The following is a 15,105-nucleotide window of genomic DNA, read 5'->3' on the forward strand; positions in this document are numbered from 1 at the left end:
GCGCGGCGCGGTGAGTGTGGTGTCAGTCGTTAATCAGGGCGAGTTGCTTGTTGATTTCGCGCGGGTTGGTGTCTCCGGCCACCTTCTGCAGGAAGGGCGTGTAGTCGAAGACGAGATCGCGGACCGGCCGCAGCAGCCGTGGCGTGTGGTGGAAGATCTTGCCCAGCTGGTGGGCCTGCTTGACCTGGAACTGGGTGTGCGGCCTGCGCGGATCTTCGTAGGTCTGCAGAGCCTGGCTCACCGCGGCCGAGTCGGTGAGGTCGACATTCCGCAGGGCACGGCCGATGAAGTAGCCGTCCTCGATGGCCATGCCCGCGCCGTAGGCCGCGTACGGCGACGTGGCGTGCGCCGCGTCGCCGGCCAGGGTGATGCGGCCCTTCGACCACTGGTCCAGGTACCCGCGGTCGCGCAGTACCCAGCGCTGGACGTTGGCGGCCTCGGTGTGGTTGATGAGTTCGGGCAGCGGAGCGGGGAACCGCGCCGCCAGCTTCTTCGCGTGCGCCCGCAGGTCGGCGGGGGCCGGGGCATCCGGGTCGCAGGCTTCAAGCACCCACCACTGGTGGCCGTCACGGCCCTTGTACCTGATCGATGTCCAGCTGCCCTGGACGGCCCGGCCGTGGCCGATGATGGCCATGCCCGGTTCGGTGCCGGCGACTTCGTCAAAGGTGAAGCCGCCAATGACGTGCAGCCGGTGCTCGCGGATGGGCGTGTCGCCCCACAGGGTGCGGCGGACCAGCGAGTTGATGCCGTCCGCGCCGACCAGGACGTCCGCCTGGTTAGTGCTGCCGTCGGCGAAGTGCAGGGTCACGCCCTTGTCGTCCTGCTCGATGCGCTCAACCAACTGGTTGGTGTGCAGCACGCCCGGCGGCAGGGCGGCCAGCATGCGCTCGTAGAGCTCCGGCCGCAGCAGGCCGATGAAGCCGCCGCCGCGGCCGAACAACCGCTCCACCTCCGGGTCGGCCTTGACGCGCACGCGCACCTTGCCCTTGGCGTTCCTGAACTCGGACTGGCACGGGGAGCCGAGGTCATTGGTGTCGACGCCGAGCACGCGCAGGGCCTTCAGCGGCGGCGGCCACAGGTTGAGAATGTTCCCGGCCGGGCGCGCCTCGGGGTAGCGCTCGTAGATGACGACCTCATGGCCGGCCTGGTGGACGGAAAGGGCGGTGGCCATGCCGGCCGGGCCGCCGCCGAGGACGGCAACGCGGCCGGGCCGGACGCTGGTGTCGGTCAAGGGGGTCTCCTCGTTGAGAGCTGGCACAGCTGGCGGTCGGGCTAGCGCGCGTAGGGGTGCATGGCCTCGTTCGGCTGTATGCGGAATTTGTGCCCCCACATGTCGCCGCGCTTGCCCTCCCGGAAGTTAATGAAACCTGCGGCCCCCAGGTCCGCATCTCCTCGAATCGGGGCGTGGCGACCCCGACGTACCCGAGTTTCGCGATCAGGCTTGTCATGGCGCTCTCCATTTGCCGCACGTGCTGCTTGTTGCTGACCAGGCTAGGAGCAGGGCAATTCGGGGGGAACTTGACGCTGGGCATCCCATCAATTCATCCGGTGAATAGCACGCGGCTTAGTTAGACGTCAGGAAAAGCGTTTCGCTCGCCGCGGTGCAGAGCCGCCGCTTACTCAGCGAAGGGGTTGAAGACTTGAACGCCGGCCAGCTCAAAGTCCTTGACGTTCCGGGTGACAACGGTCATGCTGTGCAGTCGCGCTGTTGCCGCGATTAGCGCGTCGATCACCGGAAGGTGCTGCGCGTAGTGCTGACGGCCCCAGGCAGCGGCGACGGGGAAAGTGACTGGGAGGACTCGGTCTTCGAACCCGGTCTCCACATCGCGGAGCCAGCGCTCGAGGGCGGAGGCTTGGTGCCGGTCTCCCCGGCCGCGAACTTTCGCGATTCCCTGCTCGATCTCGCCCAGGGTTAGTACGGAGATATGCAGCCGGTCCGGTGGCGTGGCGGCAATCCAGTCGACCACGCCCGCCGCTGGCTGACGCTTGCGCGTCTCCGACAGGATGTTGGTATCGAGCAGGTAGGTCACGTGCCCGCCTCAAGATCGACCGCACGCCCGAAGTCAGTCTTACGTTCGGCCTCGATCTCCGTGAAGACATCTGCGGTTCGGTCGTCGAGCTTCGGACCGCCAAGCAAGGTGCTAGCAAGGTCCACCGCAGGCCGGGTCAGCCTACGATAGTCCCTGATATCCACGATTACCGCGACATCCTCTCCGTGCCGGGTGATGACCTGCGGTCCCTCGTTCGTTACCGCACGGATCAATTCGCTGAAGCGCTGCTTGGCGTCTTGGATCTGCCAGTGGTCCGGAGTGGATGACGTCATGAGCACCATCCAAAATCTGTCTAGTCCTGTCTAGACAGATTATCAGGCGAGGCAGGTGAGCGGTCGCCCGCCGTTGTAGGTGACCATGTCGGCCAGCGCGCCGAGCATGTCGACGGCTCCGCCGGCATCCCCGGCTTGCTCCGGTTCCGCCGCGGCTAGGTCGGCGTACGCGCGGTGCAGGTTCCCGACGATGCGCTCCGGGTCACTCCACTCCGCATAACGGCCCAGGTCGCATTCGCGGCCCGCCTCAAGCGGTGTCAGCCCGGCCGCCCGGGCGCGCACCGCGGTTTCCCTGACGAACCGGAGGTAGCCGAGCACCTCGTCGATGATCTCGGGGCCGGCCACCGGCCCGTGACCGGGCACGATGGTGCGGGCGCCGAGCGGCCGGACGAAGTTCTCCAGTACCTCCGCCGCTCCGGTCACCGACCCGGACAGCAGCAACGGGGTGCCCCCGTTGAACAGCAGGTCGCCCGCGAACAGCACCGAGCGTTCGGGTATCCACGCGACGATGTCGTTGTTCGTGTGCGCGGGCTGCCCGGCGAACAGCAGCTCGCACCGCAGTTCATCGACCCACAGGGTGAGCCGGTCGGCGAAGGTCAGGAAGGGCAGCGTGAGCTGGAGGTCGCCGTAGTTCACGTCGGTCCAGATGCCGGTGTTCCGCGGCAGCCCGAGCAGGCGCATCTCCGGCCTGGCGTTGTCATGGGCCACGATGGTCGCCTGCGTGAACAGCCCGTTGCCTGCCGTGTGGTCGGGGTGGTGGTGGGTGTTGACCAGCGTGCGCACCGGCAGCTTGGTGACAGCCCGGATCGTCTCGAGGAAGTCCCTGGTGCGCCGCTGGGTGGAGCAGGCGTCGATGGCGGTGACGCCATCGCGGGCGGGCAGGAAGCCGGTGTTGTTGATCATCCAGCTGCCGTCGGGCTGGATATAGGCGAAGACACCTTCGGCGACTTCCTCCACCCGGCCGGGGGCAGTGACGGGGTGATCGTGACTGGTGCTCACGCTCCGGTCCTTTCGTTGTCACGCGGCACGGCTGGCAGGGCGCCGAGCAGGGCGGCGGCGTTTCCGCCGCGGATCGCCTCGCTCGCCGACGACGGCAGCCCGGCCGCGGCGAGCCGGTCGAGCGGATCGGGGATCCCCATGTCGAAGGGATAGTCGGTGCCGAGCAGCACCCGGTCCGCTCCGGCGGCCGCGGTCAGGGTGCGCAGGCCCTCCGGCGTGTAGACCAGGGCGTCGAACCACAGCCGGCGGATGTAGGCGCTTGGCGGCTCGGCACAGGTGCGGGAGTCCGGGCGGACGTGCCAGGCGTGGTCGCCCCTGCCGAGGTAGCCGGGCAGGTAGCCGCCGCCGTGGGCGGCGAGGATCTTGAGGCCGGGGTGGCGGTCAAGCAGGCCAGAGAAGATCAGGCGGGAGAGCGCCACCGTGGTTTCCACCGGGTTGCCGACGATGTTGGACAGGTAGGCGATATCCAGGCGTTCGCCGAGGGTGCATCCCCACGGGTGGATGAAGACGACGGCTCCCAGCTCCGCGGCCCGCGCCCAGAAGGGCTCGAGAGACGGGTCGGCGAGCTCACTGCCCGCGACGTAGGTGGCCACTTCCACGCCGTGCAGGCCGTCGCTGACGGCCCGGTCGAGGACTTCCACGGCCAGGCCGGGGTGCTGCAGCGGCGCCGTGCCGAGCCCGATGAGCCGCCCGGGAGCAGCGGAACAGTGCTTGAGAATGCCGCCGTTAACGGCTTCGGCGTAGCGGGCGGCCAGGTCCGGGGCGGCCCAGTAGTGGTGGATGGGCATGGGGCTGACCAGCTGGACGTCAATGCCGGCGGCGTCCATCGCGGCCAGCCGCACCAGCGGGTCGATGAGCGCGGGCGCGAGCTGGCCGATCTGCTCCCTGTTCACCTCGGCAGAGCGCGGGCCGGCCCCGCGGGCCTCCTCCGCGCGTGCCTGCGCCAGCTCCGGCCGGTCGGCGACCAGGGCCTCGGCGGCGGGGACAAGCGCGTGCGCGTGGACGTCGACTGACAGCGGGCTCATACATCCTCCGGTACGCACGGGTTGCGCTGAGTTCCCAGGCCGGCGATCGCCGTCACCATGACGTCGCCGGGCTGAAGCCAGCGCCGCCAGACACCTCCGTTGCCCGCCGGACTTCCGGTCAGGATGAGATCGCCGGGGAACAGGGTGGTCGCGGCCGACGCCGCCGCGATGAGCGTAGGCAGGTCGAACAGCATGTTGCGGGGCGTGTCCTGCTGCAGGCGCTCGCCGTTCAGCTCGAAGGTGATCTCCAGGTCGCGGTGATCCCCGACCTGGTCGGCGGGCACAAGGAACGGCCCGGTCGGCAGGAACGTGGGGCGGTTCTTCGCCCGGATCCAGTCACCCCCCAGCGGCCGGTGCTCGGCAGGGAACTGCAGGTCGCGTGCGCTGATGTCGTTGCAGACCGTGTACCCGGCGACATACTCAAGCGCCCGCTCACGCGGCACGCGGCGGGCCGTGGCCCCGATAACGACCGCGAGCTCCGCCTCCCAGTCGACGTGCGCCGCCTCCGGCGGCAGCAGTACGTCGTCGTCGGGACCGCACATCGCCGACGGAAGGCCGGAGAAGAAGAACGGGCTGCCGGTGCGGACCCGCTCGTCCATGATCGCTTCGGCTACCCGGCGCAGCTCATCGTCGGAACGGGTATCGCCCGGTTCCCGCCCGGACACGGTGATCTCGGCGACGTGCGAGCGGTAGTTGGCGCCAGCCTGGAAGATCTGCCGCGGCTCCACCGGCGCGGCCAACCGCAGGCTGCCAAGCGGCACGCCGTCCTCCGGCCCCGCCGCCGCGGCGAGCCCGGCGAGGACGGGGCGGACCCGCGCCCAGTCGTCAAGCAGCGCCCGGATCGTGGCCGGGCCCTTGACCACCGCGTCGGGCTCAAGGCGGATCACCCTGTCCCCGACCACCAGGGCGGCGAACAGATCTGGTCCGTCCTGGAACCGGCCAAGCGCCCATCCGTCCACGTGCCGGTGCATCGCGTTCCCTTCGTTCCTGGTCACGCTAGTGAGGCGGCGGCATAAGCGGAAGTTCACTTCGTGGCTGGTTGGTATCCATCGTGGTTATGATCGGCGCCACCGGCCGGCAGCGGTTGGCCGCACGGTGCGCGGACGTGGTCAGTAGCGAGGAGGCGGCGGTGAACTTGCAGCAAGTGGACCTGAACCTGCTGGTCTTCCTGGACGCGCTGCTGCGCGAGAAGAACGTGACGCGCGCCGCGGAGCAACTCAACATGTCCCAGCCGGCGACCAGCGCGGCACTGGCCAGGCTGCGCAGGGTGCTTGGCGACGAACTGCTTGTCAGGCAGGGTCGAAGCCTGCAGCTCACGCCGCGCGGCGAGTCCCTGATCGACCCGGTGCGGGAGGTGATCGCCATCATCGAGCAGTCGATCGTCCGGCCACCCAGCTTCGATCCGGCACATGACGAGCGAACATTCACCGTTAACGCCAGCGACTATGTCGGGGTGACACTCATCCGCCCATTGCTCGGCCGCCTATCGGGCCTGTCGGCGACGCTGCGCATTGAGCTGGCCCCGGTTTCGGAGCGGTATCTGACCGCACTGCAGCGGGACGAAGTGGACATCACGATCCTGCCGGACCGGCTCGTCGACCCGGCCCAGCTACCCGACTGCCTGAGTATGCCGGTGCTCTCCGACCGCTTCGTCGGAGCGGTCTGGAACCGGCACCCCGCCGCGAAAGGCCAGCTCACTACCGAAGTGCTTGGTGCTTACCCCTACCTCCAGTACCGGGTACCCGGCGGGCAGAGCCTCTGGGACCAGGACCTCGACAAGGCCGGCATCGACCGCACCGTTGAGGCGACAGCCAGCAGTTTCGTCGCCATGCCGTACATGCTCGCGGGAACGAAGCTCATCACGCTCCTTCCGGAAAGCCTGGGGAAGCGCGTCGCCTCGTCGGCGGAAATCGTCCTCCTCGAGCCCGACATGCCCATCACGTCGCTTCACGAGTCGATGTACTGGCACGCCCGCCGAGACCGTGACCCGGGACACGCATGGCTGCGCGAGCAGATCCGCGCCGTGTCCCACGCGTGAACCGGACGCGCCGGCTTCAGTTCCTGAGGGATGGCGGGAGCCCGAACCTGGGCAGGACAGCCGGATCGAAGCGCGTCATCGCTGACACCTGGGTGCCGGACAGGGTGAGGACCATCAACCCGACCGTGTAGTAGCTGCCGGTGTCCGGGTCGCGGGCGTAGAAGCCGAACGCGGGCTGGCCGTTCGCTCTGGCCGGGATGAGCCGGGCGGTCCAGCCGGGCCGGAACGCCGTGGCGCTGAGGAACGCGGCGGCGCGCTCGCGGCCCTGGTACTCCAGCGGCAGCGGTGGCATGGTCAGCCAGACGTCCTCGGTCATCATCGCGATTATGGCGTCCACGTTGGCCGACTCGAATGCCGCAGTCAGCCGCTCCACGAGTTCCCGCTCGGCAGGCGAGCCGGGAGGCGGCGCGGGCAGCTGTTGTGAGGGCCGGTGCCGTTCGAGTGCCGCGCGGGCGCGCTTGAGCGCGCTGGTGACCGATTCCTCGCTCACGTCCAAGATGCGGGCCGCCTCACTGGCGTGGAAGCCGAGCACGTCGCGGAGCAGTACCACGGCCCGCTGCCGTGGCGGCAGCAGTTGCAGGGCGGTGATGAAGGCAAGCGAGATCGCCTCCCTGGACTCGTACCTGGCTTCCGGGCCAGGCGTGCTGTCGGCGATGCCGGAGAGCAGGTCATCCGGGTAGGGCTCCAGCCACAGCACCTCGCCTAGCCGGGTCGGTTCCGGCGGTGCCAGCCCGTCCGGTGGCGAGGAGACCAGCGCCGGACGCCGGCGGCCCGACCGGAGCGCGTCGATGCACCGGCTGGTGGCTACCCGGTACAGCCAGGTCCGGACCGACGCGCGCCCCTCGAAGGCGGGCAGGCCCTGCCAGGCCGACAGCAAGGTCTCCTGCAGAGCGTCCTCGGCGTCCGCCACCGACCCCAGCAGCCGGTAGCAGTGCACCTGCAGTTCACGCCGGTACGGGCCGACAAGGAGGGCGAACGCGTCGGCATCGCCCGCCTGGGCCCGGTCAAGCAGATCGGTCGTCACCGTGCGGCCTCCGCTCAGCTCCAGTACAGACGATCGCGCGCCAAGGAACTGGGCGGGCGGCAGCCGCCCAGTTCCGGCAGCCGGCTGCCGTCTCCACCAGGAGTACAGCACGTACGCAATAGATAGGGAGAACCAAGATGTCCGCACCGAACGAATCCCCGGCCGTCACCGTCGCCCGCGCGCACGTTGACGCCTGGAGCAACCACGACTACGTCACCGCGCGCACCGGCCTCGCACCGGACGTGCACGTCACCGCGATCACCACCATGCCGTTCCCGCCGCCCACCGACCTGACCGGCGCCGATGACTACATGACCGGCCTGATCCAATTCGCGCAGGCCGTCGTGCCCGGCAGCGCACAGATCATCGCCAGCACCGGCGATGCCCGAAACGCACTGATCATGCTGACCGTCGAGGCCGACTTCGGAGCCGGAAAAGTAACCCTGCCCGGCTCCCGGCTCTACCTCCTCGACGACGACAGCAAGATCAAGTCCGAGCACGTCGTCTTCTACGCGGCCCGCTAATCAGCAGGCGGCGGCCGGGACGTACCCCGGCCGCCGCCTGGCTACCGCGCCATCACCGGCGCCCGGTGCGGCCGTCACCCAGTAGGGGTGATGCGGACGGGCCGGCAGCACGAAAGTGTTAAGCGCAGGCGGCAGGTAGTCGGCCGTTCTGCGGGGAGGCGCCACTCCGGGTGGCACGTGAACGGTTGCAGATAGGGGGAAACGGGTAACCAGGCATGACCCTCAGCGTGGCGTTTGCCCTGGCTGCCGCCTTGTCCAGCGCGGTCAACCTGATGACGCAGCATTCGGCCAGCCACGGCGCGCCGAAGGGGGAGAAGGGCTGGCGCCTGATCGCTTACCTGTTCCGGCAGCCGACGTGGCTGCTCGGCTGGATCGCGGCCGGGGGCGCGTTCGCGTTCCAGGCCGTCGCGCTCCACCAGGGCCAGCTGTCGGTGGTCCAGCCGGTCCTAGTCACGGAGCTTGTCTTTGTCCTGGTGCTGCGCCGGGTGTGGATCCACCAGGACGTGGCGCGGGTCGCGTGGGCGGCGGCACTGGTCGTCTGCGCGGCGCTGGCGGCGTTCCTCGTGGCGGCTGAGCCGACCGGCGGGCACTCCACTCCCGAGGCGGCGCAATGGCTGTCCGCGTTGCCCGTGTTCGGCGGGGCAATTGCCGTGTTGGCCGTACTCGGAACGCGCGGTTCACCGACACGCCGAGCTGCCCTGCTGGCGGCGGCGGCAGGGTTGGCGTGGGCCGTGACGGCAACGTTCATCAAGACAGCGTCCGAGACGCTCGCCATGCACGGCATTAGCGGCATGCTCACTCGCTGGCCTGTGTACGCCCTGGTTGCCGCCGTCATAACCGGCATGCTGCTCAGCCAGTCCGCTCTGCACGTCGGGCCGTTGAGCGTGTCGCAGCCCCTTCTGGTCATCGTCAACCCGCTCGCCAGCATCGCCTTGAGTGTCTGGCTGTTCGACGAGCGCTTCACCGACAGCCCGCCGAGGATCGCCCTTGCCGCCCTGGCCATGGTGATTTTGGGCGTCGGAGTCATCGCGCTGTCGCGAACGGCGCCGCAAGATCTCAACCCCACAGACGCCTAGCGCACTGCCTATGTTGCCGTCTGGCTGGCGGAGCCCTGTTCTCGTTCGGGCGCGAGCAGGTGACGGACCGCTGCCCGCGACACCGACGGCGCCGCTTGTTCCAGCCAGTCGAGCGGCGTTCGGCCGAGGCTGTCGCGGGCGGCCGGGTCTGCCCCGGATTCGAGGAGCACCTCGATGGTGCGCAGGAAGCCTGCCTTGGCGGCGTAGTGCAGAGCCGTCGCGTTGAGTGCCAGGACGCCGGTCGCGCCCTTCATGACGTCACCGCTGCGGCGATCGGTCGCGCGGGCGCCATAGCGCAGCAGCGCGCGGACGTACTCCGGATCGTCCTTGCGGCCCTGATTTCCGGTGCAAGCGGCACCGATCCACGAGCCCGAGGAGCCGATGGCCGCTCCCCGGCTGGCAAGCAGCGGAGCGAGCTCAGGGTGAAGGACCCAGCGTCCGACTCCGATCCGCGTTGCGTCCGCGCCGTGCGCCAGCAGCAGTTCGGCCATCGCCAGGCTGCCCTGCGCGGCGGCGCCGCGCAACGCTCGCACGGCCCCGGGAAGCGGATGGGCGATGTGTCCAAGGATGATCCGAAGCGTGCCTGCCTGCCCGCCCGCGACCGCGTGCTCCACTGGTGTGATGTCGAGAACGTCTACCGCGGGATCGGCCGCCAGTGCGAGGCCAGGATCGGCCGCCAGCATCCGGGTGAGCACGGTGAGGTCGCCGAGGAATGCCGCAGTGAAGACGTCCTCGCTGGCGCCCGCCGCCAGCAGCAGCGACTCGACCGCCGCGCGGCGCTTGAACCGGGCCGCACACAGCGGTGTCACGTATATCACCCGCTCGAACGCCCGCCCGGTGACACCCACCGGAAGATAGAACGGCCCGTCGGGGCCGACACCCCTGTCGAGCAGCATCCGCACGATCTCGGCGCGGCCCGCCAGCGCCGCCGCCTGCATCACCGCGGCGGCGTACGTCGGGCGCAGCAGATCCGGCGCCTGCGCCAGCGCCGCGCCAAGCCCGGCGACATCACCACGGCGAGCGAGCTCCGTTGCCCGTGTCACGGCACGGGCACCGATCCCGCACCAGGCCACGTCCTGCGGCGCGGGCTGGCTGACCAGAGCCACGGCGAGCGGGCGGACCTGTCCGAAGATCGTCCTGCGGTCGCTGTCTGCGGCGACCGTGGCCTCCAGCGCCCGTTGAAAGTGCCCCAGCCACCGGCCGGCCAGCGCGTGCGTGATCGGCTTGCCGTCGTGGGCGTGCTTCAGGTCCGTCCACGCCCTCTCGCTGTACCGGCGGGGGCCGCCCAGCCACTCGGCGAAGAACAGCTTCTGTCGCGGCTTGCTCGCAGTCACGTCGCGCCCGAACAACGGACGCAGATGATCGTCGACCGCGATTCCCTCATACAGCAGGTCAACAAGCCTGTCGACCGTTGCCTGGCCGCCGATCCGTTCGAACAGGACGGTATCGCGGAAGGGCCGGAAACCCGGCGCGTAATTCAAAAGGCCACGGTGCTCAAGACCGGCACCAGTTACCTGTGCCAGCTGATGTGCCACAGCGGCAGCCTACGTTTCTCCTTGCCTCCCGTCCATCTCCCGGCTGCGGTGCACGTGGGCCACCCGAGGATTGGGTTAGCATGCTCGCAGTCTCCGGTATAGGGGGCGGCGGCCTGGAATCCGGGTGGGGTGGGCAATGGTCTCTGCGGACGAGCCGGTCATGACCGTATACGGGGCACCATGGTGCCCGCACTGCAAGCGGGTCAAGAAGTTCCTCGCCGCCCACCGGGTCCGCTACACCAGCATCGACATTGACACCGATCCCCAGGCGATCGAGCGGCTCAAGGAGATGCAGGACGGCGGGCAGATCATCCCCACCGTCGTCTACCCGGACGGCACGCACGAGGTGAACCCGGGCGACGAAGCGCTTGCCCGCCGCATCGGCCTCACCCTCGAAGCCGACCGGTCCGCCTACGACCTGGTCATCGTGGGAGGCGGGCCGGCCGGGCTGGCAGCCGCCATCTATGCAGCCCGCGAGGGCATCGACGCGATCGTCGTGGACGCGAGCGCCCTGGGCGGCCAGGCCGGGATCAGCGACAAGATCGACAACTACCCGGGGTTCCCCGACGGCATCTCCGGCGGCGAGCTGGCCGACCGGTTCGTGGCCCAGGCGCGCCGGTACGGGGTGGAGCTCGTTTCCGCTGTATCGGTCACCGCCATCGAGCACGATGACGATGAGCTGAATACCTCGCTGTCGTCGGGCCAGCAGCTCACCTCCCACGCCGTGATCGTGGCCACCGGCTCGACGTACAAGCGCCTTGACGTGCCGGGCGAGGACGGCCTCATCGGCGCCGGCGTGCACTTCTGCGCGACCTGCGACGGGCCCTTCTACAAGGGGGCCGACGAGGTCGTGGTCATCGGTGGCGGCAACTCGGCCCTGGAGGAGGGCCTGCACCTGTCGGAGTTCGCCAAGAAGGTCCGGGTGCTGGCCCGCTCCGGCCTGACCGCCTCGCCCGTGCTCCAGGAACGGGTGCGGTCCGACCCGCAGTTCGACATCCGCACCGGCGTGGACATCGTCAGTCTCGAGGGGGATCGCGGCCGGTTCGCCGCCGTCGTGGCCCGCGACCGGGACAGCGACGAGGTGTTCCGCTTCCCGGCCGCCGCCGCCTTCGTGTTCATCGGGCTGAAGCCCAATAACGGATTCCTCGGCCATGACGTGGAACGCGATGCCGGCGGGTTCCTGGTTACCGGCCCCACCATGGAGACGTCCATGGCGGGCGTCTTCGCCGCCGGCGACGTGCGCTCGGGATCGACCAAGCAGCTCGGCTCCGCGGTCGGCGACGGGATCGCCGCGCTGCTCATGACCCGTCGCTACCTCGAGGCCCACCACCACAAGGCGTCACAGGCAATTCCCGCGTGGAAGTAAGGCAGAGATCATCCCGAACGGTTGCGTGGCTTCGCGTCACCCCCTCACGGCTTGGTCACGCTCCACGTAGCGCAACGGTGTCGAGGCGATGCTAGCTAGCCGTCTTAACGTGTTCCGGTGATCAGCGGCCACAGGCCCTCCGCGCCCGCGTCAAGCGCGCGCTGGCCGAGGCCGGCCGACCACTCCTCCTCGTTGCCCGCCTCGTCCCGCCAGGCCCATAGCCGCATGGTGGCGTGCCGCAGCGGATGTTCCTCGGTGAATCCGATCGCCCCGTGCACCTGGTGGGCGAGCGAGGTGACCAGGCCCGCGGCCTGGCCCGCGACGGCCTTCGCCGCGCTCACGGCCACGTCGGCGCCGGAGCCGCCGTCCAGGGCGAGCGCCGCGGCCTCGACGGCCGCTGTGCACAGCAGGACCTCGCCCGCCATCGCGGCCAGGTGCTGCTGCACCGCCTGGAAGCGCCCGATCGGACGGCCGAACTGCTCGCGCTCGCCCGCGTAGCCGACCGACAGCTCAAGCGCCCGCCGCGCGGCCCCGGCCATGAGCGCCGCGCGGGCCAGCGCGGCGCGCTCGCGAAACGCCCGCGCCGAGACAGGTGAACCGGACGGCAGTTCATGCACCTGCGCGGCGGGAACCACGACGTCGACGGACACGTCGTCGCGCGGCTCGCCGGCCAGGTTCACCCCCGCGCGGATGGCGAATTCGCCGCGGCGCAGCAGGACGACCCGGTCGCCGGCGAGCACCGCGACGTGACCTGACTGCCGAGCCCACGGCACGCGGGCGAGCGTGCCGCGCAGCGACCACCGGCCCGCCTTCGCGGTGCAGCCGCAGGCCGTCGCCGGCGACGGCGGCGGTCAGCGGGCCGTCGGGCAGCGGAGCGCCGCAGCCCGCCAGGAGCCAGCCGGCCAGCAGCGCCGTCTCCGCCAGCGGCACCCCGGCCGAGTAACGTCCAAGGACCGTGAGCACGGCCACCGCGGCGGCGGTGTCGCCACCCGAGCCGCCGTGTTCCTCGGGCACCGACACCGTGGTGACGCCGATCTGCTCAAGTGCGGTCCACAGCCGGGGGTTCCAGCCGCCGTCGGCGGAGGCCGTCACCGCGTCGGTGTCGCTGTGCCTGGCGCACGCGTCCGCCACACTCGCCGCCAGCGCCTGCGCGATGTCGTTCACCGTACCCCCAGCGCCCTGGCGACGACGCCGCGCAGGATCTCGTTGGTGCCGCCCCGCACGGTGAAACCAGGACCGTGCAGGATGGCCTCCGCCAGCAACCTGGGCAGCGGATCGCTGGCACCGAGGTCCGGTTCCAGTTGGACAAGCAGCCGGACCGTCTCGGTAACGGCGGACTCGAAACGGGTGCCGAGATCCTTGACTACCGCGGCTTCCACCTCGGGGGCGGCGCCGGCCTCGAGCCGTCCGGCCACCGCGAGGGAGAGCTGGCGCAGCGCCCACAGGCGGGCGGCAAGCGCCCCGATCCGCGCAGCGCTACCGCGATCGCCGTCCGCGGCTGCCAGGTAGTCGACGGCCGCGCTGAGCAGCGGGAAGGTGGACAGGATCCGCTCGGGGCCGCTGCGCTCCATGGCCAGCTCGCTCGTCACCTGCCGCCAGCCCGCCCCCGGCTCGCCGAGTACCCGGCTGTCGGGCACGAACACGTCGTCGAGCACGACCTCGTTGAAGTGATGCTCGCCGGTCAGCAGCCGGATGGGGCGGATGTGCACGTTCGAGTCCGGCAGGCCGATGATGAACTGGGTCAGCCCGGCATGCCGGCCGTCGGGGGAAGCCGCAAGCGGTTCGGTCCGCGCCAGCGCGATCATCGCGTGGGCGGCGTGCGCCCCGCTGGTCCAGATCTTGGTCCCGGACAGCCGCCAGCCGCCGTCCACCCGCCGTCCCGTGGTGCGCACCGACGCGAGATCCGAGCCGGTGTCCGGCTCGCTCATGCCGATCGCGAAGAAGCACTCGCCCCGCGCGATGCCCGGCAGGAACGCGCCCTGCTGCTCCTCCGTCCCGAACCTGAGCAGCGCCGGACCGGACTGGCGGTCGGCGATCCAGTGCGCCGCCACCGGCGCGCTGGCCGCGAGCAGTTCCTCGGTGACCACGAAGCGGGCCAGGGCACCGGCCGCCGACCCGCCGTAGCGCACGGGGAAGGCCATGCCGATCCAGCCGCGCGCGCCGAGCCGGCGGCTGAACTCCGGGTCCCACCCGGCGAGCCACTGGTCGCAGTGCGGCGCGAGCCGGCCGGCCGCGGTCTCCTCGGCCAGGAACGCGCGCACCTCCCGGCGCAGCGTGTGCAGGGCCGGCGGCAGCGTCACCGCCTCCAGGTTCCACAGGTCCATCAGCGGGCCGCGGCCTAGCGTCCCTCGAACACCGGGGCGCGCTTGCCGCGGAACGCGGCCATCGCCTCGGCGGAGTCGCGCGTGCTGTGCACCACAGCCATGTGCGAGGAGATCAGGTCGAGCGCGGTGCGCACGTCGGTGCGGGCCGACTGGTAGGCCGCCCGCTTGATCATCTGCACGTTGATCGGCGGCTGTGCCGCGATGCGGCGGGCGAAGCCGAGCCACGCCTCGCGGAAGCCCTCGTCGTCGTAGACGTGGCTGGCGATGCCGAGGCGCAGCGCCTCTTCGGCGTCCACGAAGTCCCCGGTCCACAGCAGCTCAAGCGCCTTGGCCATGCCGACGAGGCGCGGCAGGTAGTAGCAGCCGCCGTCGCCGGGCACCAGCCCGACCTTGATGTAGCCCTCCGACATCCGTGCGGAACGGGCGACCAGCCGGATATCGCACATCAGCGCCATGTCCATGCCAGCGCCGACCGCAGTGCCGTTCACCGCCGCGATCACCGGCTTGTCCAGGTCCTCCAAGGCGTACGCGACCCGGTGGATGCGGTCGGTGAGCGCGGACTTCAGCGCGAACGGCCCGCCGGCCTGCGCGTTGAACTCATCGAGATCCACGCCAGAGCAGAACGCGTCGCCGGCCCCGGTGACGACCACGACCCGCACCGCGGGATCGGTCCGCGCCGACCGCAGCGCCTGCGCCCAGTCGTCGATCATCGCGAACGTGAACGCGTTCTTCAGCCGCGGGCGGTTGAGCAGGATCGTCCCGATCCCGTCCGCGACGTCGTACTCCAGGTCCGCCATGAGTCCTCCTCGACCGCGATGCCATCGTCCGGCATCCAGACAGCAGCCGTCACAGTAGTTCGAGGATGGCCTCG

16 protein-coding genes are annotated in these 15,105 nt (G+C 70.1%); 4 read left to right on the plus strand and 12 right to left on the minus strand.

Annotation, left to right across the window (positions count from 1 at the left end; translation table 11 throughout):
- Positions 1-22: 22 nt before the first annotated feature.
- The 6 genes from EAS64_RS26065 to EAS64_RS26090 all read right to left on the minus strand — a co-directional run bounded on the left by EAS64_RS26065 (position 23) and on the right by EAS64_RS26090 (position 5,342).
- Positions 23-1,231, minus strand: coding sequence for an FAD-dependent oxidoreductase (locus EAS64_RS26065; RefSeq protein WP_145857137.1), 1,209 nt, complete (start codon positions 1,229-1,231; stop codon positions 23-25).
- 385 nt (positions 1,232-1,616) lie between these two features.
- Positions 1,617-2,030, minus strand: a complete 414-nt coding sequence (locus EAS64_RS26070) for a type II toxin-antitoxin system VapC family toxin (protein WP_145857139.1) — start codon at positions 2,028-2,030, stop codon at positions 1,617-1,619.
- Positions 2,027-2,332 carry a type II toxin-antitoxin system Phd/YefM family antitoxin gene (locus EAS64_RS26075; protein WP_246115868.1) on the minus strand — a complete coding sequence of 102 codons (306 nt, stop codon included), beginning with the start codon at positions 2,330-2,332 and terminating at the stop codon, positions 2,027-2,029. Before EAS64_RS26075 ends, EAS64_RS26070 begins: the two co-directional genes overlap by 4 nt.
- A gap of 33 nt (positions 2,333-2,365) precedes the next feature.
- Positions 2,366-3,322, minus strand: a complete 957-nt coding sequence (locus EAS64_RS26080) for an MBL fold metallo-hydrolase (RefSeq protein WP_222849612.1) — start codon at positions 3,320-3,322, stop codon at positions 2,366-2,368.
- A complete protein-coding gene (locus EAS64_RS26085; RefSeq protein WP_145857142.1) occupies positions 3,319-4,347 on the minus strand; it encodes an amidohydrolase family protein in 1,029 nt (342 codons plus the stop codon). The genes EAS64_RS26080 and EAS64_RS26085 overlap by 4 nt, the downstream gene beginning before the upstream one ends.
- Positions 4,344-5,342, minus strand: coding sequence for a fumarylacetoacetate hydrolase family protein (locus EAS64_RS26090; protein WP_222849613.1), 999 nt, complete (start codon positions 5,340-5,342; stop codon positions 4,344-4,346). Before EAS64_RS26090 ends, EAS64_RS26085 begins: the two co-directional genes overlap by 4 nt.
- 134 nt (positions 5,343-5,476) lie before the next feature.
- Between EAS64_RS26090 and EAS64_RS26095 the strand changes: the two genes are divergently transcribed.
- A complete protein-coding gene (locus EAS64_RS26095; protein WP_187366184.1) occupies positions 5,477-6,385 on the plus strand; it encodes a LysR family transcriptional regulator in 909 nt (302 codons plus the stop codon).
- 16 nt (positions 6,386-6,401) lie between these two features.
- Here the strand turns inward: EAS64_RS26095 and EAS64_RS26100 are convergent, their stop codons facing one another.
- The gene (locus tag EAS64_RS26100) at positions 6,402-7,409 is read right to left on the minus strand and encodes a sigma-70 family RNA polymerase sigma factor (RefSeq protein WP_145857146.1); all 1,008 of its coding nucleotides are present in this window, start codon (positions 7,407-7,409) and stop codon (positions 6,402-6,404) included.
- Between the two features lie 137 nt (positions 7,410-7,546).
- Here EAS64_RS26100 and EAS64_RS26105 point away from each other — a divergent pair, with 137 nt between their 5' ends.
- A complete protein-coding gene (locus EAS64_RS26105; RefSeq protein WP_145857147.1) occupies positions 7,547-7,933 on the plus strand; it encodes a nuclear transport factor 2 family protein in 387 nt (128 codons plus the stop codon).
- 215 nt (positions 7,934-8,148) lie between these two features.
- A complete protein-coding gene (locus EAS64_RS26110) occupies positions 8,149-9,009 on the plus strand; it encodes a DMT family transporter (protein ID WP_145857149.1) in 861 nt (286 codons plus the stop codon).
- Positions 9,010-9,017: 8 nt separating this feature from the next.
- On the opposite strand, the gene EAS64_RS26115 is transcribed toward EAS64_RS26110, so the two are convergent.
- On the minus strand, positions 9,018-10,490 hold the full coding sequence (locus EAS64_RS26115; RefSeq protein ID WP_187366185.1) for a globin domain-containing protein: 1,473 nt from the start codon (positions 10,488-10,490) through the stop codon (positions 9,018-9,020).
- A 214-nt stretch (positions 10,491-10,704) separates the two neighbouring features.
- Here EAS64_RS26115 and EAS64_RS26120 point away from each other — a divergent pair, with 214 nt between their 5' ends.
- On the plus strand, positions 10,705-11,910 hold the full coding sequence (locus tag EAS64_RS26120; RefSeq protein WP_187366186.1) for an FAD-dependent oxidoreductase: 1,206 nt from the start codon (positions 10,705-10,707) through the stop codon (positions 11,908-11,910).
- Between the two features lie 104 nt (positions 11,911-12,014).
- On the opposite strand, the gene EAS64_RS26125 is transcribed toward EAS64_RS26120, so the two are convergent.
- Genes EAS64_RS26125 through EAS64_RS26140 form a run of 4 tightly spaced genes read right to left on the minus strand, consistent with a single transcriptional unit; the run spans position 12,015 to position 15,031 of the window.
- Entirely contained in the window at positions 12,015-12,590 is a 576-nt protein-coding gene (locus tag EAS64_RS26125) for an acyl-CoA dehydrogenase family protein (RefSeq protein WP_187366187.1), read from the minus strand.
- The gene (locus EAS64_RS26130) at positions 12,520-13,074 is read right to left on the minus strand and encodes an acyl-CoA dehydrogenase family protein (RefSeq protein ID WP_145857157.1); all 555 of its coding nucleotides are present in this window, start codon (positions 13,072-13,074) and stop codon (positions 12,520-12,522) included. The genes EAS64_RS26125 and EAS64_RS26130 overlap by 71 nt, the downstream gene beginning before the upstream one ends.
- Positions 13,071-14,234, minus strand: a complete 1,164-nt coding sequence (locus EAS64_RS26135) for an acyl-CoA dehydrogenase family protein (RefSeq protein ID WP_145857159.1) — start codon at positions 14,232-14,234, stop codon at positions 13,071-13,073. The genes EAS64_RS26130 and EAS64_RS26135 overlap by 4 nt, the downstream gene beginning before the upstream one ends.
- Positions 14,235-14,248: 14 nt before the next feature.
- Positions 14,249-15,031, minus strand: a complete 783-nt coding sequence (locus tag EAS64_RS26140) for an enoyl-CoA hydratase/isomerase family protein (RefSeq protein WP_145857161.1) — start codon at positions 15,029-15,031, stop codon at positions 14,249-14,251.
- Positions 15,032-15,105 lie beyond the last annotated feature (74 nt).

Source organism: Trebonia kvetii (assembly GCF_007827045.1).
Taxonomy (GTDB): Bacteria; Actinomycetota; Actinomycetes; order Streptosporangiales; family Streptosporangiaceae; genus Trebonia; species Trebonia kvetii.